Consider the following 20,345-nt stretch of genomic DNA (forward strand, 5'->3'; position numbering starts at 1 on the left):
TCAGCGCAGTTCCTTCGGCGGAGTCCGCTCCCCGTCCACCTTCTCCGTACGCACCAGCTCCCCCCACACCACGTACCGGTACCGGCTCGTGTACAGCGGTGTGCAGGTCGTCAGCGTGATGTAGTGGCCGGCCTTCTTCTTGCCGGACTCCTTGGGGACCGCGTCGAGGACCCTGACGTTGTACTTCGACGTCTCGGGAAGGACCGCGTAGGTCTTGTAGACGTACCACTTGTCCTTCGTCTCGAAGACGATCGGGTCCCCCTCCTCGATCTTGTCGATGTTGTGGAACTTCGCCCCGTGCCCGTCCCGGTGCGCCGCCAGCGAGAAGTTGCCCTCCTTGCCGGACGTCGGCAGCGCCGACTTCACCGGGTCCGTGTAGTAACCGGCCACGCCGTCGTTGAGGACCTTCATCGACGTGCCCTTCTCCACCAGGATGTCGCCGTTCCCCATCGCCGGCACGTGCAGGAACCCGATGCCCGCCTTCGTGTCCAGCGCCCCCGGACCGTCCGGGCCGACCCGGTCCTGCGCCCAGTTGTCACGGACCTGGTCGGCCTGCTTGTCCGCCGCGCGGTCGGCGACCACGTTCGTCCACCACAGCGAGTAGACGACGAACAGGCCCAGCACCAGGCCCGCGGTGATGAGGAGCTCGCCGAGGACACTGACGGCCTGCGCGACGATCCGCCCCGGGCCGCGTCCGCGGCGGCGTGCCGCGGGGCCCGGTGAACCGTCCGCGCCGGTCCGCTCTTCGTGCTCCGTGTCGGTGCTCGCTGCCACTGGTCATCCGCCCTTAACTGACGAGCGCATCCGGCTTGCCCTTGCTGCGCGGCCGTTCCTCGACCATCTTGCCCCAGACGATCATCCGGTACTTACTGGTGAACTCCGGAGTGCAGGTCGTGAGCGTGATGTACCGGCCCGACTCCTTGAACCCCGACTGCTTCGGCACCGGATCGAGAACACTGATGTTGCTCGGCGACGTCACCGGCAGGATCGACGCCATCTTGTACACGAAGTACCTGTCCTGAGTCTCCACGACGATCGGATCGCCCGGACCCAGCTTGTTGATGTACCGGAACGGTTCACCATGCGTGTTGCGATGCCCCGCCAGCCCGAAGTTGCCCGTCTTCGCGTCCGGCATCGCCGTCTTCAGCGCGCCCTCGGCATAGTGCCCGACCATCCCCCGGTCCAGCACCTTCTCGTCGTCGATGCCCTCCGCGATCGGCACCACCACGTCCAGCTTGGGAATGTGCAGCAGCGCGAAACCCTGCCCCGGCTCGAAGACCCCCGGATTCCGCTTGCCGTTCGCCCAGTCCTCCTGGAGGCTGCTCGCCGCCTTGTCCGCCTGCGCCTGCGCCCGCACGTTCGTCCACCACAACTGGTACGTGACGAACAGCAGCATCAGCACACCGGACGTGATGAAGACCTCACCGATCGCCCGGCTCGCGATCACGGCCGCCCCCGGCTTGCGCGCACGGGCCTGCCGACGCGCCTCAACGCGCGACAGAGGCGCTTTCGGTTCCTCGTCCGGCTCCGATACCGCCGACGACCCGCGAGCGGCCCCACGGCGCCCTTGACGCCGTTTCGCGGCCTTCCTGCGGGCCGCGCGCCCGCCATCCACGGGACCGTCCGTAGAAGCGGCGGGCCCCCCTCGCTCCCGCGGCGGCTCCGGAACCCGCAGCGCCACCGTCTCGTCGTCCTCGACGACCGGCCGATACGCCCCCTCCGAAGAGAAGTCGCCGGAAGAGAAGCCCTCGGAAGAGAAGTCCCCGGAAGAGAAGCCCTCGTACCAACCGTCCCCGAACGCACCGGAATCCCCGTACGGCTGCCCGTACGAGGATCCCTGGTCACCGGCCGCGCCGGAGTCGCGCTCGGGGCGCAGTGCGGTCACGCCGTGGCCCTGCCCACCACCGGGGCGAGCCCCGCCGACCTCGCCACCGCGCCCTGGTCGCCGCACTCCACCAGCCAGTTGGCCAGCATCCGGTGCCCGTGCTCGGTCAGCACCGACTCCGGATGGAACTGCACACCCTCGACCGGCAGTTCACGGTGGCGCAGCCCCATCACGATCCCGTCCGGCGTACGGGCCGTCACCTCCAGCTCCGCCGGCACCGTGGCCGGCTCCGCCGCCAGCGAGTGGTACCGCGTCGCCGTGAAGGGGGACGGCAGCCCCGCGAAGACGCCCCGGCCCGCGTGCTCGACCGGCGAGGTCTTGCCGTGCAGCAGCTCCGGCGCCCGGTCCACCACACCCCCGTACGCCACCTGCATCGACTGCATGCCCAGACAGACCCCGAAGACCGGCACCCCGGTCGCCGCGCAGTGCCGCACCATCTCGACGCACACGCCCGCCTGCTCCGGCGTTCCCGGCCCCGGCGACAGCAGTACGCCGTCGAAACCGTCCTGGGCGTGCGCCGTCGACACCTCGTCGTTGCGCAGCACCTCGCACTCGGCACCCAGCTGGTACAGGTACTGCACCAGGTTGAAGACGAAGCTGTCGTAGTTGTCGACGACGAGGATGCGCGCGCTCACTGGTTGTCCACCGTCACATCGTTGAAGGGAAGCAGCGGTTCGGCCCACGGGAAGACGTACTGGAACAGGACGTAGACCACGGCCACCGCCAGCACCAGCGAGAGCAGCGCCTTCACCCACGCGTTCCCCGGCAGATGCCGCCAGATCCAGCCGTACATGCCGTCCCTTCCGTCGCACCACGGCGCCGGAATCACGCCGTACGGCACCAGACTAACGGCGCGAGGCCCTGCGGAACGGCGTCAATCCACAGGCCGGGCATAGTGCAGGTCCGCCGTGCCCGAGTAGCCCGGCAGCGTCACCCGTCCCTCGTCCTCGACCTTCCAGCCGAGCCCGTAGACATTGACGTACACCATGTAGTTCTGGATCGTCGGCGATGCCGCCAGCGCCTCCCTCAGCCGCTCCGGATCACCGACCGCCTGGATCTTGTACGGCGGCGAGTAGACCCGGCCCTGCAGAATCAGCGTGTTGCCCACGCAGCGCACCGCGCTGGTGGAGATCAGCCGCTGGTCCATGACCTTGATGCCCTCCGCCCCGCCCTGCCACAGCGCGTTCACCACGGCCTGCAGATCCTGCTGGTGGATCACCAGGTAGTCGGGCTCGGGCTCCGGGTAGCCGGGGAGCTTGGCGGTGGCGTCCGGCGGGGCGTCGTCGAGCGTGACCGAGATCGACTCACCCTTCAGCTTCTGCGTACCCGCCTTCTTCTCCAGCTCCGCGAGCCTGTCCGCCTCCGCCTTCGTACTTCCGTTGTCGCGCTCGGCGAGCGCGTCGACGTCGTCCCTCAGAGCCGCGTTGGACTCCTCCAGCCGACCGTTCTCCCGGCTCCGCTCATGGATGAGATCGGACAACTTGAGCAAAGAGGCATCCGTGCGGATATTGGTGCCCTTGGCGGTATTGAAGCTGGTGAAGAAAATGAGCCCCGCGAGCGCGAAGACGGCTGCCGTGAGTACCCGCACCGGCCGGAAACGGCGCTTGCGGACAGGACTGGATTCAGTCCCGGAGGAGTCGGCAGAATTGCTCAACGTACCCTTATCTCCTTCGGCGCCACGGAAGCACTACGCTAACGGACGCCCGGGGGAGCGCTTCAAGTCCCCGACCCCGTTCCCTGCGCGGCCACGCAGCGCATCGACAGGAGAGACCCTCGTGCCGAAGTCACGTATCCGCAAGAAGGCCGACTACACGCCGCCGCCCTCGAAGCAGGCGACCAGCATCAAGCTGACCAGCCGCAGCTGGGTCGCGCCCGTCATGCTGGCCATGTTCGTCATCGGCCTCGCCTGGATCGTCGTCTTCTATGTCACCGACGGTTCACTTCCCATCGACGCGCTGGGCAACTGGAACATCGTGGTGGGCTTCGGTTTCATCGCCGCCGGATTCGGTGTCTCGACGCAGTGGAAGTAGCTCCGCGGTAACGCCGCAGTAGCTCTGCCCAGGACTATCCACGGAGTTATCCACAGGCGCCGTCCACATGGTGGGGAAAAGAAAGACGATCTGTGGATAACCCACTGGGCATTGACGCCGGTGTGACGGAAGTACCGGTACCCGAAAACATGTTCGCCCCCTGCCTGACCTGCGGAAACGAAGGTCAGTGTCAGGGGGCACTCTTGTTCTCGCACACTGTGCACAAGATCCGGCACCTACTGTGGACAACGGGCGCTCAGGTGAGCTGGGCGGTTCTCAACAGGGTCAGACCGACGACGGCCACGAGGACCACCGCGCAGGTGCCGTACTGCACGAGCGTCCGCCGCTCGCGCGGGGCGTGGAGCATCGCGTAGCCGATCGCGGCGCCGGCGACGAGGCCGCCGACGTGGGCCTGCCAGGCGATGTTGGCCCAGGTGAAGGTGAAGACCAGGTTGATCGCCAGCAGGATGACGATCGGCCGCATGTCCGCGTTGAGGCGGCGGACGAGGGCCGCGGTGGCGCCGAAGAGGCCGAAGACCGCGCCGGAGGCGCCGAGGGTGGCCGTGGTGGGTGAGGCGAGCAGGTAGGTGAGGGCGCTGCCGGCCAGGCCGGAGACGAGGTAGAGCGTGAGGTAGCGGGCCCTGCCGAGGGCCGCTTCCAGGGGGCCGCCGAGGAACCAGAGGCTGAGCATGTTGAAGCCGATGTGCCAGATCTCCTGGTGGGTGAACATCGTGGTCACCAGGCGGTACCACTCGCCCTCCGCGACGCCTTCGGTCGGGACGAAGGGGGCGGGGGGCCATCGCCCGATGAGGACCAGGTCACCGAGGAACGACGAAGACAGGGCGTGGACGGCGATGAAGACCGCCGCGTTGATCCCGATGAGGATCTTGGTGAGGAGGTGGGGGTCGGCGGCGATGGTCCCGCCCGCGAGGGTGCGGGGCCTGGAGGCGGCGGGGGCGGGCCCGGTGCCGCTGCGGCCGGTGGCGCATTCGGGGCAGTGGAAGCCGACGGAGGCGTTGACCATGCAGTCGGGGCAGATGGGGCGTTCGCAGCGGGTGCAGCTGATGCCGGTCTCGCGGTCGGGGTGGCGGTAGCAGCCGGGCGGTTTCTGGGCGTCCGGTGAGCCGGCTGCCGCGTGGTCCATGGCGTCCCCTCGGTCGTCCTGCGAGCGGTGTGCGCAAATGCACCGCCCCGCCCGTCTTTACGGATGGGCGGGGCGTTTGGTTCCTGCCCTGTGGGCGGGCGGGTCAGTCGTCGCGGGTCTCGACGGCGACCGATTCGATGACGACGTCGTTGACGGGGCGGTCTGTGCGGGGGTTGGTCTGGGTGGTGGCGATGGTATCGACGACCTTCTGGCTGGCCGCGTCGGTCACCTCGCCGAAGATCGTGTGCTTGCGGTTCAGCCATGTCGTCGGGGAGACGGTGATGAAGAACTGCGAGCCGTTGGTGCCGGGGCCGGCGTTGGCCATGGCCAGCAGGTAGGGCTTGTCGAAGGCGAGGTCGGGGTGGAACTCGTCCTCGAACTGGTAGCCGGGGTCGCCGGTGCCGTTGCCCAGCGGGTCACCGCCCTGGATCATGAAGCCGCTGAGGACCCGGTGGAAGACCGTGCCGTCGTAGAGCCTGGCCGTGGTCTTCTCGCCGGTGGCGGGGTGGGTCCACTCCCGCTCGCCCTGGGCGAGTTCGACGAAGTTTTTGACCGTCCTGGGGGCGTGGTTCGGCAGCAGGCGGATCTTGATGTGGCCTTGGCTGGTCTTCAGGGTGGCGTAGAGCTGCTCGGCCACGGTGTGCCTTCCGTTGTCTATTCGTGCGCTTCGATCCTCGCACGGTGGGGACGCGCAGGTCGCTCATGTCGCTGGGTCACGAGCGCGGGTCGTCGATCCGTGGCATTGTCGTCGACAGGCTCTCGTTGCCCGGTATTCATCCGTTATCGATGTTGATCGGCTCTTGTTCGCAACTTCGTCACCGCTTGTCACAGAGGGCCCGAAGACACCGTCTGTGACCCGGATGCCCGCCCTCACATGCCTGGCAGCAGGTCCGCAGGCATGATCCGTAAAAGGGTGGAAAGTCGAATTACCGTACGCCACCGAGGAGGAGGAACCCGTGACCCGCATCGACAGCGTGCGCGCCGCGACCGGTTCGGCGAAGGACAGCGTGCTGCACGCCGCGGAAGTGGTGGCGCCCTACGCCGACACGGCCAAGGACAGGGCCGCTCACTATGCACAGGAGGCGCGCGGACGGCTGGCGCCCAAGGTGTCGCAGGCCGCGTGTCAGGCCCGTCTCCAGTATGGGGCGCATGTGGCGCCGCGGCTGGATCAGGCCCGTACGCATGTGCCGCCGAAGATGGACGCGGCCGCGCAGGAGGCGGCCGTCCGTGCGCGACTGGCTGCCCGGCAGGCGGCTGACTACTCGCGGCCGAGGATCGAGCAGGCGGTGGCCGCGGCTGGGCCCGTCAGGGACGAGGCCGCTGCCCGGGGTGCTGCCGCGTTGGCCGCGCTGCGGGGTCAGGTCACGGCCAAGGAGATCCAGCGGCTGACGCGCAGGCATCGGCGCCGGGCGAGGGCCGGGCGTATCGCCCGGGTCCTGGCGGTGGCGGGGGTGGTCGCGGGCGGTGCGTTCGCTGCCTGGAAGTGGTGGGACAAGCAGGCGAACCCGGACTGGTTGGTGGAGCCGCCGGAGGCGACGGAGGTTGCCGAGTCGGGGCGGCTGACGTCGGTGGACGGCACCGGTGAGGCGCTTCTCGATCCCGAGGTGCAGGCCAAGCAGGCGCAGGAGGAGGCGGAGGGCGACGAGCTCCGCTGAGCTTCGCCGACGTGGGTCGGTATTCACATCGCCGCGGGGCGGAAGACTTGAGGGTCTTCCGCCCCGCGGCGATGTTTCACGTGAAACTTCTGCTCAGCGGCCGTAGCGGCGTTCGCGCAGGGAGTAGGAGCGCAGGGCGCGCAGGAAGTCGATCTCGCGGAAGTCCGGCCAGTAGGTCTCGCAGAAGTGGACTTCGGCGTAGGCGGACTGCCAGAGGAGGAATCCGGAGAGCCGCTGTTCGCCGGAGGTGCGGATGATGAGGTCGGATTCGGACCGTGTCTTGGAGTACAGGTGCTTGGAGATGTGCTCCATGGTGAAGGTCTCGATGAACTCGTCGATGTCCCCGCCCTGGGAGCTGTGCTCGGTCAGGGCGGACCGTACGGCGTCGACGATCTCCCGTCGGCCTCCGTAGCCGACGGCGACGTCGACCTTGGTGCCGCCTTGGCGGCCCTGGGTGGCGGCAGTGGCGGTCTTGAGGCGGCTCGCGGACTCGGCGGGCAGCAGGTCCAGTGCGCCGACGGCTTCGACGGGCCAGGGGTTGCCCGGTGCGGCCAGTTGTTCGACGACCTCGGCGATGATGTCGATGAGCGGGGTCAGCTGTTCCTCGGGGCGACGGAGGTTGTCGTCGGAGAGCATGAACAGGGTGACGTGCTCGATCTGCGCGGAGTCGCACCAGCGCAGGAAGTCCTGCACCTTTGCCCCGCCGGCCCGGTAGCCCTCTCGGGGGTCGTCGATGCCCGACATCTTGGCCCACCGGCGGTTGCCGTCGAGCATAATGCCGATGTGCTGTGGGCGCTGGCGTCCCTCCAACTCTCTGACCAGGCGCTTCATATAGATCGCGTCGAGAGCGGCCCGTACCTTCGCCCGCATGGTCTACCCCTTCCACCTCGTCGGCAGCGGCCGGTCGGCTGCGACGGCGATGTGCCACGTGGCACCGCCCCGCAGGGGTGTGGCGCTGGTGCCCTGTGGGGTGACGATATCAAGAGCAGACAGCTCCACCGGGGTGCTCGACGGGCCCCTGGGGGTCGGTGTACGCCGTGGGGCCGCGGTTGTTCCGGTCGCGCGGTCCGGCGGCGGTGTCCAGGGACGCGGTCGCATCAACTTCCTTCCCTGCTGAGGCGGTTGACGATCATGTCGGTGTGTGTCGTCCGAGGGGGACGGCCGGGTGTCACCCGTCACTTCTCGGGGCCGGTCCTGTGACCGGTGACGGGGCCGCGGGGTGGTGGGTGCCGTGTTCCGGGACACTTCCCGAAACGCGCAGACGCCCTCCGGGAAGTGTCCCGGAGGGCGTCTGACCTGCGGTGGAGCCTAGGGGAGTCGAACCCCTGACATCTGCCATGCAAAGACAGCGCTCTACCAACTGAGCTAAGGCCCCTTGAGAGGCATCCGGCCGGTGTACCGCGTACTGGCGGGTGCCGCAGACAAGAGTACCGGGTCGCCCCCGGTATCTCACAAATGATTGGGGGTCCCGGGGAAACAGCACGCTCCGTAAGATGCTCGGCGTGGTTCGCTGGAGCGAACTGCGGTTTTTGGGGAAGCGATGGGGAGACGCAATGGACGCCGCACAGCAGGAAGCCACCGCAAGAGCGCGGGAACTGCAGCGGAACTGGTACGGGGAGCCGCTGGGGGCGCTCTTCCGTAGGCTCATCGACGATCTTGGTCTCAACCAGGCTCGTCTCGCAGGGGTGCTGGGGCTGTCCGCGCCGATGCTGTCGCAGCTGATGAGCGGCCAGCGGGCGAAGATCGGCAACCCCGCGGTGGTCCAGCGGGTGCAGCTGCTGCAGGACCTGGCGGGGCAGGTCGCGGACGGCAGCGTGAGCGCGGCCGAGGCGACGGAGCGCATGGACGAGATCAAGAAGTCGCAGGGGGGCTCGGTGCTCAGCAACACCACGACGACCACGAGCAGTTCGGGAGCGCCCACGGTCAAGCGGGTGGTCCGCGAGATCCAGTCGCTGCTGCGCTCGGTGGCCGCCGCCGGGGACATCATCGACGCGGCGGACGCCCTGTCGCCCTCCCACCCGGAACTGGCGGAGTTCCTGCGGGTGTACGGCGCGGGCCGCACCTCGGACGCGGTGGCGCACTACCAGTCCCACCAGAACTGATCCCGGGTCCGGTCGCCGGGAGGGGTTCGGCGGCCGGATCGCGCAAGTGGCGTGACAGGTTCCAGGGGAGGAGCGGCGCACAGCCATGGGTGAGGTGTTCGCGGGCCGGTACGAGCTGGTCGACCCGATCGGCCGCGGCGGGGTCGGTGCCGTCTGGCGTGCCTGGGACCACCGCCGTCGGCGGTATGTGGCCGCCAAGGTGCTCCAGCAGCGGGACGCGCACTCGCTGCTGCGGTTCGTGCGTGAGCAGGCGATGCGGATCGATCACCCGCATGTGCTCGCGCCGGCGAGCTGGGCCGCCGACGACGACAAGGTCATGTTCACCATGGACCTGGTCGCGGGCGGTTCGCTCGTCCACCTGGTCGGGGACTACGGCCCCCTGCCGCCCGCCTTCGTCTGCACGCTCCTCGACCAGCTGCTGTCGGGCCTGGCCGCGGTACATGCCGAGGGCGTCGTGCACCGTGACATCAAGCCCGCCAACCTGCTGCTCGAAGCGACCGGGACGGGCCGGCCCCGGCTGCGGCTGTCCGACTTCGGCATCGCGATGCGGCTGGGTGAGCCCCGGCTGACGGAGACCAACCTCGTGGTGGGGACGCCGGGTTACCTGGCGCCGGAGCAGATGATGGGCGCGGAACCGGACTTCCCCGCGGACCTGTTCGCGGTGGGCCTGGTCGCCCTGTACCTGCTGGAGGGAGCCAAGCCCAACGCCAAGGCGCTGGTGCAGTACTTCGCCGAGCACGGGACGCCGCCCGCGCCGCAGGGGGTTCCCGAGCCGCTGTGGCAGGTCGTGGCGACGCTGGTGCAGCCGGACCCGCCCGCGAGGTTCCGTACGGCGACGGGGGCGCGCAAGGCGCTGGCCTCGGCGGCGGAGTTGTTGCCGGAGCCCGGGCCCGACGACGAGCTGATCGAGATCTTCGACCAGATCGGCCCGCTGCCTTCGGGGTTCGGACCGGAGGGGCCTCTCAAGCGGGCGTCGGGGGTGGACGCCACCCCGGCGGACCCACGACGGCCGTCCGACCTGTCCGGTCGGTCTGACCCGTCCGGTCGGTCTGGCCCGTCCGCTCCGTCCGACCCGCCCGGGGACGCTTCCGACCCGTCCAGCCCGGAAGCGTCCCCGGGCGGCACGCCGTCGCTCCCGGGCGGCACGCCTCCCTTACCGGACGGTACGCCGTCCCTCTCAGGCAGTACGCCGTCGTTCCCGGGCAGTACGCCACCCAGCCCGGCCGAAGCGTGGTCCCCGCACCCCTCGGGATGGAGCCCGGACGCGGCCCCGCCCGCCCCGGGCCCAAGACCGTCCGCCCCGGACGGTGCGCAGGCGGCGTCGTTCCCCGGGTCCGCTCGGCCGGCCGGCATGTCGGAGACCGGAAGTTTCCACCTGCCGCCCCCGCAGACGCACGTCGCCTCCCCGCCGGTACCCGGTCCGCAATCGCACGCACAGGCCCCGGCCTTCCAAGGAAGCCCGCGGTACCGGCCCCCGTACCCGCCACCTCCGGCTGAGGCCCTGACGTCGCCGCCCCCGCAGCAGCGCGTCGACGTGCCCACCGCCTCGTACACCGCGCGGAGCCCGCGAACGGCCCCTCCTGCCCGGGCGTACCGGCAGCACCGTGCGGCACGGCGGCGGCGCCGTCCCGGGCCTCCGGCCAGGGTGGCCGTACCTCTTCTGCTCCTCGCCCTGGCCTGCTACGCCGTGGGCTTCTGGGCCCTGACCCGGATCTGATCCACAGCCGCGCCGGGGCGATCGGTCCGGGGCCTCCGTCAGGTCGTCAGCCGCGCCGGGGCGATGGGTCCGGGCCTGCGTCAGGTCGTCCCGCCTGGCCTGCGCCGTGCCGCCACCGTCCACACGCCAAGGCCGACGAGCAGCAGGGTGCCGGTACCGATCCCGCCCACGGCGACCGCCTTCATCGCGAGGTCGTCACTCGCGGCTGCGCCCTTCTCCGGCGCGGCCGCCCGTTCCTGGGCCGTGACCTCGAAGACGCCCTTCGGCTCGGACTCCCCGGCGTACTCGGGGCCGTCCTGCGCCGTTCCCCCGAGCCGTACGCGCAGCGTCAGCTCGAAGGGCCCCTCGCCGAAGTCGTCGGTCACCTGCGCCGCGAGGTGCACCACGAGGTAGTGGTCGCCGGCGAACCGCATCGCACCGGTCTGTCGGTCGGTGGCGTACCGGTTGGCGTAGGCGACCGGCGGCAGGGGAGCCAGGTCGGCCGTCGTCCGGCGGCCGGTGTAGCCCTTGGCCGCGTCCTCGACCTCGCCGCGCGCGGGGTTGTGGAGGGCGAGGTGCAGGGCGCTGGTGGCGTAGCCGGAGCCGTCGCCGGAGCCGCCGAGTTCGGCGGTCGCGTACAGCTGGCGGCCCCAGTCGACCGGCACCTTGTAGAAGAGGGTCTGTCCGGGCCGGATGTCGTCGCGCCAGGCGCCCTGTCCGACGCTGGTGGCGTGGGCGAAGCCGCTGCCGCCCGGGCGGCGTTCCGGATCGCCGGTGAGGGGCTCGGGCGATGCGGAGTTCCAGGCCTCGGGTGCGGTGGTCGCGCCGGTCTGCTTCGGGTGGGGCTCGGTGACGGCGGTGAGTTCCAGGTCCCAGGCCTTCGGCGGGGAGTCCTGGGGTCGGGACCGCTCGACCGTGACGTAGTAGGTGCCGGGGTCCTGGCACCGGGTCTCGCCGGGGGTGATCTCGCGGGTGATCCAGGCCGTGACCGGGCGTGCGCTGTGGGCGGCGCCGAAGGTCGCGCTGTCCGAGGTGCAGGATCCGCCGTCGGCGTCCTGTAAGGAGACCCGGATGCCGTCGACCGCGGTGACCTCGCCGCCGGGGCCGGGTACGGCGGTGACGGAGACGTAGGTGTCCAGGGCGGCGGAGCCGAGTTCGAGGCGGTAGTGGAGGGTGCCGTCTCTCGGCAGGGAGCTGCGGTACGTGGCGCCGGGTTCCAGCGGTGCGGCGTCCGAGGCGCCGCTCGCGCCCTCGATCCGCCGCGCGTCCTCGGCGAAGGTGTAACCGACGGGCCCGTCGGCCGCGAGAGCCGCGCCGCCGCCGGGCAGAGCGGCGGTCGTGGCCAGTACCGCTGTCACGACGGCCAGCCGCGCGGGCGTCCCCCGCAGGGGCGCGCGCGGCGTGAGCGGCGCGGGCGCGGGCGCCGACGCGGTCCGCGCGTACGCCGGCGACCGGTCACGCCCCGCTCCGGCACGCCCCCACCCGGCTCGTCCCCTCCCAGCACGCCGCCAAGCCGTACACCACCGACCCATCACCCGCCACCCCTCGCGCTCACCGGCGCTGTCGCCGCCACCCGGACCGACCGTGGCCCATCCTGCCGCGCGCCCCGCTCTCCCGTGCCCTCGCTCGGAATCCCGGCAGCGGTACCGCGGCCGCAGCGCCCCGGCGACAGAACCCGGGCAACACAAAACCCCGACCGTATGACGGCCGGGGTCTGCTCAGGACCGGATGTCGGTCGTACTCACGAACCCGTGGGCACGGAGTCAGTCGCCTCCGTCCACAGATCCTGCTCGGCGCGATCCGCCTGGATCTGGCGGTACACGAGGAGCCCGCCGATGGCGGCCAGTGCGACCAGGAGAAGCTTCTTCACCGCGCGACCTCGTCTTTCCTTGACGTAGGGGACCTCTGGCGCCCGACTATACACACCGGCCGATACCGATCGGTTACCTGTGTCGGCGGCCAACTGACCGTCGCCAGAACCCGATAAGAGCGGACGAAGCCGTTCTGATCGGACGGTGATCACACCTCCACGGACGGTTACTTTGACCGTCTCCCTCCCGTCTGAGCACCTTTTCCGCCCCCTTGCGCCCATCCGGGTGGTGTTCATCTGAACATCCACGCGCCGCGAGCGTTGGTCCACCACTTCGCGGTGCTCATACACATCATGAGGAAAGTACGCAAATCGCCCAACCCGAAAGTGAGGGGTCATGGCCCGGAACAAGGTCCTGACGCTGTGGACCACCATCGTCACCGCCTTCCTCGCGCTGTGCACGGCGCTCGGACTTGTCACGACGACCGCCTCGGCGGCCGTACCGCAGACCGGAACGCACAGCAACACCGAGAGCGCCTCCCCCGAGGCGGCACCCGCGACGGCGGTCCCCTGGTCCTGGTCACGTACCGGCTCCCTGCCTCCCACGATGAAACAGCGCATCCGCGCCGAGGCCCACGGCAAGGCCCCCAGCTGCCGCAACCGCCCGCTCGCCGACGCCCCCGCGGCCACCGACCTCCTGTGCGACGACCCCGCCGAGTCCCCGGCCCAGCACGCCGCCGCACAGCACACCGCGCCTCTGCAGCGCTGAGCGGCCAGGCGCGCGCACGGCACCCGTCGCGCCGCCCACGCCCAGCCCCGACGTCACGGCGATCTGCGTACAGCACCACACGCGAGAAACGGCCCGGCCGCTCGACAGAGCAGCCGGGCCGCCGCCATGTCTGCGGCGACCCCACTCCTCAGAACCTCTTGGAGAGCCGTAGCCTGGCCCGGAACCGGTGAGCCGGCGAAGGCCGCCGCGCCGGACCCCTCATCCGGAAAGGTGGGAACGCTGCCGTGAGCCGGCGCATCGTCGTCATCACCGCCGTCCACGGCCCCTCGGCCCGCTTTCTGCCGCAGGCCCATGCCTCGTTGCGCGCGCAGGAGCTGCCCGACGGGTGGGAATGGCGCTGGGTGATCCAGGAGGACGGGCGGACGGACGACATACGGCCGCACGTGCCTGATGACCCACGCGTCGTCTTCCGGCAGGGACGGCGGGGGCAGCAGGGCGGCCCCGGGGTGGCCCGCACGATGGCCCTGCCCCACGCGGACGGCGAGTACGTGAAGACCCTCGACGCCGACGATCAGCTTCCGCCGGGCACCCTGGCCCGCGACCTGGCCGCCCTCGAGGCCGACGCCACGCTCGGATGGGCGACGTCCCGGGCCCTGGACCTCCTGCCGGACGGTTCGACGGCCGGCTTCCCGGGCGACCCGGGCCACGGGCCGATCGAACGCGGCGAAGTGCTCGACTTCTGGAAGGCGAACGCCTTCCGCGCCCAGGTCCACCCGGCGACCCTCCTGGTGCGGCGCGATCTGCTGCTCGCGCTCGGCGGCTGGATGGCCCTGCCCGCATCCGAGGACACCGGCCTGCTGCTGGCGCTCAACTGCGTGAGCCGGGGCTGGTTCTCCGAAGAGGTGGGCCTTCTCTACCGCAAGTGGGAGGGCCAGGTGACCGGTCAGGCGGCCCATGTGGACCCCGCGGAACGGAATGCCCGGATGGCGGTGGTGGAGGCCAGGGCACGGTCGCTGGCCTCCCTCGGATGGAGTTTCCCGGCCGGGGCCTGAAGCTCACGGCCCCGCCCCGCCCGGCCAGGCCCCGCAGCCGGGCGGCCAGGCGGAGTCAGATCAGCGTCTCGGCGTCGACCCGGGAGAAGACCAGGTCGCTCTCGGCGGTGACCGGCCCGCGCCATCGCACTGGGGGCTCGGGACGGCGGAGGGCACCCGGATAGCTCCGCGGCGCGTAGTCGTTGGCCAGGCGGTAGGTGTGGAAGCCGTGCTCGCGCATCGTCTCGAGCAGCTCTTCGACGGAATCGCCCAGTCGCTCCATGCGCCCAGGAGTCACCTCCACAGCGATCTCCGCGTCGGGACGGAGTTCGTCGAGCATCGGGGCGAGCCCGCGGACGACACCGCCTTCCGCGCCTTCCACATCGATCTTGATCACACGTGCTCGCGCGATCTCGTCCGGCTGGAGGAGCTCGGGCAGTGGACGCGCCTCCGTCTCGAAGGTGGACTCCGCCGGTCCGTCCCACGGCACGATGCTGTTCGCGCCCATGTTCCGTGAGCTCGCGAGGACGAAGGTGAGCGTCCTGCGGCTGTCCGAGACCGCGGCGTTGACCGCACGGATGTTGTCGCACCCGTTGATCCCGGCGTGCTGGAGCACCCGCCGGTGGAAGGCGGGGGACGCCTCGATCGCCACCACCCGGCCCGTCGTCCCCACCAGCCGGGAGCCGTAGACGCTCAGAAACCCGATGTTCGCACCGACGTCGACGAGGACGTCGCCGGTCCGGAGCCGACTCGCGAGCCACCGCATCAGGTGGGGCTCCCACACGCCGTACATGTAGATGTACCGCTGGATCAGGTCCTGGGTGTCCACCGCGAACCTGGCTGCGGACTCTGCCCCGGGCCCGGCCCCGGACATGGCGTCGAACCTGGCGTCGACCACCCTTTGACGGGGGTGGTCGCGCAGGCGGGGGCTCAGGTAACGCGCGGCGACCACTCCCTTGAGCAGCGTGCCGGGAGCCCTTCTCACGTATCCGCGGGCAAGTGTGACGAGTAGTTCGGAAGGCGCTGACATCCTCGATTCCCCTCGGATGCTCAGTGCTCCCCCGTGATGGTGATCGCAGCGGAGGGGCACCCCTCGGCCGCCTCGCGCACCCGTGGCACGTCGACATCGTGCTCACGTCCGGGTATCACGGCGCCCAGACCGCCCACCTTGGTGAAGACGGACGGGGCCCGGTGGACGCAGTCGCCGGAGCCGTAGCACTGCTCGGGGTCGACGGAGATCCTCATACGCACTCCAGCGGCGGTCGGTTCGGAACCATCACGACCTGCCTGCCCGCGGACGGGTGCCCTGAATCCGTCCGGTCGGCCCGCCTGTTGCCCCGCCGGCCGGAAGATCGTCCAGCGTCGCGCGGTCCGGTGACCGGCGACGGTTCGGGGACCGGGCCGCGCCGACATGGTCCGGCACCGGTCCCTCCCCTCGTGGGGACCGCTGCCGAACCATGCCGGCGGCGTGTTGTACGCGGTACCGGACCGGGTCGGTGAGGGCTGCGTCGGCGAAAGCTGACCGAGAACGTGCGGCCTCACGGGGTGGCCCCGCGGGCGCTGGGCCGCTGACCTGTCCGGGTGTCGGGCGGCCGGCTCGCGACTGCGACGTGATCCTGCCATCTGTGGTCGCCGACGAGGAGGTTCCGGCGCCGCGACCATGACGTAGCCGCAGGTCAGGCGTATAGAGTGAGTTTTCCGGTCCGGACGTCCAGGTGCGGGGGAAGTAAGGAGTGGAGACCTTGGGTTTCGACTCAGGGGCACGCACGGCCTTCGCGGAACGTCTCGCACTGCTGTACAAGGAGGCCGGCAACCCTCCCCTCAAACGCGTGTCCGAGGCGGTCGCCCGGCTCCAGCGGGTCGACGAACGAGGCCGCCCCGTACGGGTCTCCGCACAGCGGATCAGCGACTGGCGGCGGGCCAGGAACGTACCCGCCCAGTTTCCCGCCCTCGCGGCGGTGCTGCACGTCCTCGTCCCCCTGGCGCGGCGCGCGCGACCCGTACCGGTCTCCCCGGGCCTGTACGACCTGGGCCAGTGGCAGCGCCTGTGGGAGCGGGCGGTGGCCGACCCGACCGGCGAGCGCCCGGTGCCGTCCGCCGCGGACCAGGAACGCCTCCCGGCCGAGCCCCCGGCCGAGCCCGGCGGTGTCTGCCCCTACCGCGGACTGGCCGCGTACCGTCAGCAGGACGCCGGCTGGTTCTTCGGGCGGAAGCGGAGCACGGACGCCCTCGTCGACCAGCTCCGCGCCGCACAGGACACGGGCGGGCTGGTCATGCTCGTGGGCGCCTCGGGGGCTGGAAAGTCGTCTCTGCTGAACGCCGGTCTGGTGCCTGCCCTGCGAAACGGCGCGCTGGACGAAGAGGCCGACGAGAACAGCGAGAACAACAGGGACAGCGGGGACAGCGGGGACAGCGGGTACGACGGGACCGCCCGGCCCAGGAAGGTACTCCAGCTCGTGCCGGGAGGCGATCCGCTCGGCGAGCTGGCCCGCCGGATCCCCGAGCTCGCGCCCGTCGTCGCCGCCGTGTCCACGGCCTCCACCGGCTCCTCCTCCGCCGCGAAGGACGCGGCGGAGGAGGAGCCGGGCGCCGCGGAAGTCACGCGTGCGGCCAGGAAGGCCTTCGCGGCATGGGCCCGCGGCAGGGCGCGGACGTCGACGGCCGAGACGTCGACGACAGACCAGGTGCCGACGACAGACCAGGTGCCGACGGCAGCCCAGGTACCGGCGGCAGCCCAGGTACCGGCGGCCCGTCCGGTCGTCATCGTGGACCAGTTCGAGGAGGTCTTCACCCTCTGCCCCGACGAGTCGGACCGCCGCGCCTTCGTCCGGCTCCTCCAGGCCGCCTGCGTACCCGGCGATCAGGGAGACCCGGCGCCCGCGCTCGTCGCCCTCGGGATACGCGCCGACTTCTACGAGCAGTGCCTGCGTTACCCCGAGCTGGCCGACGCCCTGCAGCACCGGCACATGGTGCTCGGGCCGCTGACCAGCGCGGAACTGCGCGAAGCCCTGACCGGGCCGGCCAGGGCCGTGGGCATGGAACTCGAACCGGGGCTGGCGGAGCTGATCATCCGGGAGGTGAGCACCGACGGCCCGCGGGGGGCACACGACGCGGGCGTGCTGCCGCTCCTGTCCCACGCCCTGCTCTCCACCTGGCAGCGGCGCAAGGCGGGCCGGCTGACGCTGGCCGGTTACCGCGCGGCCGGCGGGATCCAGGGAGCGGTGGCGGCGACCGCCGAACGGGCCTGGTCGGGACTCGACCCGGCGGCACGCACGGCCGCGCGGCTGCTCCTGCTCAGGCTCGTCAGACTGAGCGAGGACACCCAGGCCACCCGCCGGCGAGGCACCCTGCGCCGGCTGGCGGAGGAGTCGAGGGATCCCGGCAAGACGGAGGAATCGCTCGAGGCACTGGTGCGCGCCCGGCTGGTGACACTCGACGCGGACACCGTGGAGATCACTCACGAGGCGCTGCTCCACGCCTGGCCCCGCCTGCGCGAGTGGATCGACCGGGACCGCACCGGCAACCTGCTGCGCCAGCGGCTGGAGGAGGACGGCCGGGCCTGGGAGGAGTCGGACCGGGACGCCTCGCTGCTCTACCGGGGCTCCCGCCTGGAGCAGGCCCGCGGCTGGTCGGAGTCGGACGACGGCACCTTCCTGACCCGGAGCGCGGTGGAGTTCCTGGCCGCCGCGGTCAGGCTGCGCAGGCGCACCGTCCTGATCAGCCGTGCCGCCGTGTCGGCGCTGGTCGTCCTGGCGCTCGTGGCGGTCGGTTCGGCGGTGATCGCGTGGCAGCAGCGCAACGACGCGGTGTTCGAGCAGGTGGTCGCCGAGGCGGACCGCGTCCAGTACACGGACCCGTCGCTGTCGGCCCAGCTCGACCTGGCGGCGCACCGCCTGCGGCCGGACGACGACGGCGTGCGGAACCGGCTGCTCTCGATCGTGAACGCGCCGCTGGCCACGCCACTGCTCGGCCACACGGGCGCCGTCTACCTCACTTCCTACAGCCCCGACGGACGGACCCTGGCGACGGCCAGCTACGACCGGACCGTGCGGCTGTGGGACGTGTCGGACCCCGCCCGTCCGAAACAGCTGGGCGAGGCCCTCACCGGACACACGAGCTGGGTGAGCTCGGCGGTGTTCAGCCCGGACGGCCGCACCCTGGCCAGCGCCTCGGACGACGGCACGATCCTGCTCTGGGACATCGGCGACCCCAGCCGCCCGCGCCCGCTCGGTGCTCCCCTGGCCGGCCGGGGCGGCACCGTCTACCTGCTCGCCTTCAGTCCGGACGGCCGCACTCTGGCCTCCGCCCACGACGACCGTGCCGTACGGCTGTGGAACGTCACCGACCCGCGCCGTCCGGAGGCGCTCGACGCCCTGACGGGCCCCACCGCGGCGGTGCGCTCGGTGGCGTTCAGCCCTGACGGGCGGACGCTGGCAGCCGGCGGCGACGACGACACGGTCAGACTCTGGAACGTGGCCGATCCACGCCGCCCGGAGCGGATCGGCGCGCCGCTGACCGGTCACACCGGCCTGGTGCACTCCGTGGCCTTCAGCCCCGACGGACGCACACTCGCCACCGGCAGCGCGGACGACACCGTCCGGCTCTGGGACGTGACCGACCCGGGCCACGCGACACGGATCGGCTCACCGCTGACCGGGCACACCGGCCCCGTCTGGTCGGTGGCCTTCAGCCCCGACGGGGACATGCTCGCCGCGGCCAGCGCGGACAGCACGGCGAGCCTGTGGAACGTCGACGACCCCGCCCACCCGTCGCAGATCGGTGTGCCCCTCGCGGGAAGCAGCGGGGAGATGTACGCCCTGGGTTTCAGCCCCGACGGCCGCACCCTCGCCACCGGCAGCGGCGACAGCAAGGCCCGCCTGTGGTCGATACCGACGTCGGACATGAACGGCCGCATCGGAGCGTTCCGCCCGGACGGGCACGTACTGGCCACGGCGGCGCGCGACGGAAGGGTCCGGCTGTGGGACGTGACCGACCCCGACCGGCCCCTGTCACTGGGCGCACCCTTCAGACCGGGGGAGGGCGACATCCGGTCGCTCGTGTTCTCCCCGGACGGCGACACCCTCGCCGTGCTGACCGGAAGCCGCGCGGTACAGCTGTGGAACGTCACGGACCCGGCCGTGCCCACCGCCCACGGGCCCCCCGTAGCGCTGCGCACCCGCTACGCGGGCCCCGGCACGCTGGCGTTCAGCCCGGACGGCCACACCCTGGCCACGGCCTACGACGACCGCACCGTCCAGCTGTGGAACACCGCCGACCCGTCCCGCCCCCGCCCGCTCGGCAAGCCCCTCACCGGCCACACGGGATACGTCAACACCCTCGCCTTCAGCCCGGACGGCCATACGCTGGCCAGCGGCAGCGCGGACGACACCGTGCGGCTCTGGGACGTGACCGACCCCGGCCACGCCACACGCCTCGGCGCGCCCCGTACAGGGCACCTGGGACCCGTCAACGCGCTCGCCTACAGCCCGGACGGTCATACGCTGGCCAGCGGCAGCGACGACGGCACGGTCCGGCTCTGGGACGTCGGCGACGGCGACGGCACGAACCGGTCGGTCTCCACCCTCACGGGCCACACCGACTCGGTGGTGTCACTGTCGTACCGCCAGGACGGCGCCACCCTGGCCAGCGGCGCCAACGACAACACGGTCCGGCTCTGGGACGTCCACACGCCCGCCGAAGCCGATGCCATCGGGGAGTCGATGAGCCCCAACGCCAAGACCGGCAGCTTCCTGTCCTTCAGCCCCGTGAGTCACATGCTCGGGGTGTCCAGCGGCACGGACACCGTCCGGCTGTGGAACCTGGGTGTGGACGACGCCATCGACAGCATCTGCTCGGCCACCCGGGGCGTACTGACCGAGGAGAAGTGGCACGAGCACCTGCCGCGCCTCTCGTACGAACCCCCGTGCGATCAGTGAATGGCTCCCGCCACACATCCGACCTTGTTAGCCTTGGCCACAGCCCGGCCGCTGGCGCATCCCCCGTCGCCAGCGGCCGGGCGTTCTCGTCCGCCGTTCCCACGGGGAGCCTTGACGCCTGGAGCAGCCCCGTATGCCCCAGTGCGGTCGCCGCGCGACCGCTGCGGGGTGACGCTGTGACCGTGAAGGGATGCGTTCGCTTCCCGCCGCGCCGTGAGGCGCGGTGACGGCCGCCCCGAGACGAAGGGTCGACAGGTCATGGTGGACATGCCTCATGGAGCACGGCAGGAGACCAGAGGCGCCCGGAACGATGGCCAGCCGGCCGG

At 71.1% G+C, this 20,345-nt stretch carries 19 protein-coding genes and 1 tRNA gene; 7 read left to right on the forward strand and 13 right to left on the reverse strand.

Annotation, left to right across the window (positions count from 1 at the left end):
• From QC283_RS27640 to QC283_RS27660, 5 genes are all read right to left on the reverse strand, one after another.
• Positions 1–774, reverse strand: a complete 774-nt coding sequence (locus QC283_RS27640; RefSeq protein WP_279564419.1) for a class E sortase — start codon at positions 772–774, stop codon at positions 1–3.
• A 13-nt stretch (positions 775–787) separates the two neighbouring features.
• Entirely contained in the window at positions 788–1,885 is a 1,098-nt protein-coding gene (locus tag QC283_RS27645) for a class E sortase (RefSeq protein WP_279564420.1), read from the reverse strand.
• Positions 1,882–2,520 carry an aminodeoxychorismate/anthranilate synthase component II gene (locus tag QC283_RS27650; RefSeq protein WP_279564421.1) on the reverse strand — a complete coding sequence of 213 codons (639 nt, stop codon included), beginning with the start codon at positions 2,518–2,520 and terminating at the stop codon, positions 1,882–1,884. The genes QC283_RS27645 and QC283_RS27650 overlap by 4 nt, the downstream gene beginning before the upstream one ends.
• The gene (locus QC283_RS27655; protein ID WP_043382636.1) at positions 2,517–2,678 is read right to left on the reverse strand and encodes a hypothetical protein; all 162 of its coding nucleotides are present in this window, start codon (positions 2,676–2,678) and stop codon (positions 2,517–2,519) included. The genes QC283_RS27650 and QC283_RS27655 overlap by 4 nt, the downstream gene beginning before the upstream one ends.
• A gap of 81 nt (positions 2,679–2,759) precedes the next feature.
• The gene (locus tag QC283_RS27660) at positions 2,760–3,539 is read right to left on the reverse strand and encodes a DUF881 domain-containing protein (protein ID WP_279564422.1); all 780 of its coding nucleotides are present in this window, start codon (positions 3,537–3,539) and stop codon (positions 2,760–2,762) included.
• Positions 3,540–3,660: 121 nt separating this feature from the next.
• Between QC283_RS27660 and crgA the strand changes: the two genes are divergently transcribed.
• Complete coding sequence (crgA, locus tag QC283_RS27665; protein WP_121748040.1) at positions 3,661–3,915, forward strand: cell division protein CrgA; 255 nt, start codon at positions 3,661–3,663, stop codon at positions 3,913–3,915.
• A 256-nt stretch (positions 3,916–4,171) separates the two neighbouring features.
• Here crgA and QC283_RS27670 read toward each other — a convergent pair whose 3' ends face one another.
• Together QC283_RS27670 and QC283_RS27675 are read right to left on the reverse strand one after the other, a co-directional pair.
• Entirely contained in the window at positions 4,172–5,059 is an 888-nt protein-coding gene (locus tag QC283_RS27670) for a rhomboid family intramembrane serine protease (RefSeq protein ID WP_279564423.1), read from the reverse strand.
• A 103-nt stretch (positions 5,060–5,162) separates the two neighbouring features.
• Entirely contained in the window at positions 5,163–5,696 is a 534-nt protein-coding gene (locus QC283_RS27675; RefSeq protein ID WP_279564424.1) for a peptidylprolyl isomerase, read from the reverse strand.
• A gap of 319 nt (positions 5,697–6,015) precedes the next feature.
• On the opposite strand from QC283_RS27675, the gene QC283_RS27680 reads away from it, so the two are divergent.
• Complete coding sequence (locus QC283_RS27680) at positions 6,016–6,714, forward strand: DUF5324 family protein (protein ID WP_279564425.1); 699 nt, start codon at positions 6,016–6,018, stop codon at positions 6,712–6,714.
• A 93-nt stretch (positions 6,715–6,807) separates the two neighbouring features.
• Here QC283_RS27680 and QC283_RS27685 read toward each other — a convergent pair whose 3' ends face one another.
• Entirely contained in the window at positions 6,808–7,584 is a 777-nt protein-coding gene (locus QC283_RS27685) for an isoprenyl transferase (protein ID WP_279564426.1), read from the reverse strand.
• A 432-nt stretch (positions 7,585–8,016) separates the two neighbouring features.
• Positions 8,017–8,089: transfer RNA gene (locus QC283_RS27690), tRNA-Ala, on the reverse strand.
• Positions 8,090–8,267: 178 nt separating this feature from the next.
• Between QC283_RS27690 and QC283_RS27695 the strand changes: the two genes are divergently transcribed.
• The gene (locus tag QC283_RS27695) at positions 8,268–8,816 is read left to right on the forward strand and encodes a helix-turn-helix domain-containing protein (protein ID WP_279564427.1); all 549 of its coding nucleotides are present in this window, start codon (positions 8,268–8,270) and stop codon (positions 8,814–8,816) included.
• Between the two features lie 85 nt (positions 8,817–8,901).
• Positions 8,902–10,533, forward strand: a complete 1,632-nt coding sequence (locus QC283_RS27700; protein ID WP_279564428.1) for a serine/threonine-protein kinase — start codon at positions 8,902–8,904, stop codon at positions 10,531–10,533.
• 80 nt (positions 10,534–10,613) lie between these two features.
• Here QC283_RS27700 and QC283_RS27705 read toward each other — a convergent pair whose 3' ends face one another.
• Together QC283_RS27705 and QC283_RS27710 are read right to left on the reverse strand one after the other, a co-directional pair.
• Complete coding sequence (locus QC283_RS27705) at positions 10,614–12,044, reverse strand: hypothetical protein (protein WP_443032702.1); 1,431 nt, start codon at positions 12,042–12,044, stop codon at positions 10,614–10,616.
• Positions 12,045–12,253: 209 nt separating this feature from the next.
• Positions 12,254–12,382 (reverse strand): DLW-39 family protein, encoded by a 129-nt coding sequence (locus tag QC283_RS27710; RefSeq protein ID WP_003999697.1) that lies wholly within the window; start codon positions 12,380–12,382, stop codon positions 12,254–12,256.
• Between the two features lie 337 nt (positions 12,383–12,719).
• Between QC283_RS27710 and QC283_RS27715 the strand changes: the two genes are divergently transcribed.
• Together QC283_RS27715 and QC283_RS27720 are read left to right on the forward strand one after the other, a co-directional pair.
• Entirely contained in the window at positions 12,720–13,091 is a 372-nt protein-coding gene (locus QC283_RS27715; RefSeq protein WP_279564429.1) for a DUF6344 domain-containing protein, read from the forward strand.
• 245 nt (positions 13,092–13,336) lie between these two features.
• Positions 13,337–14,104 (forward strand): glycosyltransferase family 2 protein, encoded by a 768-nt coding sequence (locus QC283_RS27720; RefSeq protein ID WP_279564430.1) that lies wholly within the window; start codon positions 13,337–13,339, stop codon positions 14,102–14,104.
• Positions 14,105–14,159: 55 nt separating this feature from the next.
• On the opposite strand, the gene QC283_RS27725 is transcribed toward QC283_RS27720, so the two are convergent.
• The gene (locus QC283_RS27725; protein WP_279564431.1) at positions 14,160–15,113 is read right to left on the reverse strand and encodes an FkbM family methyltransferase; all 954 of its coding nucleotides are present in this window, start codon (positions 15,111–15,113) and stop codon (positions 14,160–14,162) included.
• A gap of 20 nt (positions 15,114–15,133) precedes the next feature.
• A complete protein-coding gene (locus tag QC283_RS27730) occupies positions 15,134–15,328 on the reverse strand; it encodes a ferredoxin (protein WP_279564432.1) in 195 nt (64 codons plus the stop codon).
• 488 nt (positions 15,329–15,816) lie between these two features.
• On the opposite strand from QC283_RS27730, the gene QC283_RS27735 reads away from it, so the two are divergent.
• Entirely contained in the window at positions 15,817–20,019 is a 4,203-nt protein-coding gene (locus tag QC283_RS27735; protein WP_279564433.1) for an nSTAND1 domain-containing NTPase, read from the forward strand.
• Positions 20,020–20,345 lie beyond the last annotated feature (326 nt).

Origin of the sequence: Streptomyces sp. DH41, from assembly GCF_029813785.1 — a bacterium.
Classification (GTDB): Bacteria; Actinomycetota; Actinomycetes; order Streptomycetales; family Streptomycetaceae; genus Streptomyces.

Coding starts and splice junctions, on each gene's coding strand:
- QC283_RS27730 (WP_279564432.1), bottom strand. CDS start 15,328: ATGAGGATCTCCGTCGACCCCGAGCAGTGCTACGGCTCCGGCGACTGC.
- QC283_RS27700 (WP_279564428.1), top strand. CDS start 8,902: ATGGGTGAGGTGTTCGCGGGCCGGTACGAGCTGGTCGACCCGATCGGC.
- QC283_RS27725 (WP_279564431.1), bottom strand. CDS start 15,113: ATGTCAGCGCCTTCCGAACTACTCGTCACACTTGCCCGCGGATACGTG.
- QC283_RS27705 (WP_443032702.1), bottom strand. CDS start 12,044: ATGGGTCGGTGGTGTACGGCTTGGCGGCGTGCTGGGAGGGGACGAGCC.
- QC283_RS27685 (WP_279564426.1), bottom strand. CDS start 7,584: ATGCGGGCGAAGGTACGGGCCGCTCTCGACGCGATCTATATGAAGCGC.
- QC283_RS27715 (WP_279564429.1), top strand. CDS start 12,720: ATGGCCCGGAACAAGGTCCTGACGCTGTGGACCACCATCGTCACCGCC.
- QC283_RS27670 (WP_279564423.1), bottom strand. CDS start 5,059: ATGGACCACGCGGCAGCCGGCTCACCGGACGCCCAGAAACCGCCCGGC.
- QC283_RS27695 (WP_279564427.1), top strand. CDS start 8,268: ATGGACGCCGCACAGCAGGAAGCCACCGCAAGAGCGCGGGAACTGCAG.
- QC283_RS27655 (WP_043382636.1), bottom strand. CDS start 2,678: ATGTACGGCTGGATCTGGCGGCATCTGCCGGGGAACGCGTGGGTGAAG.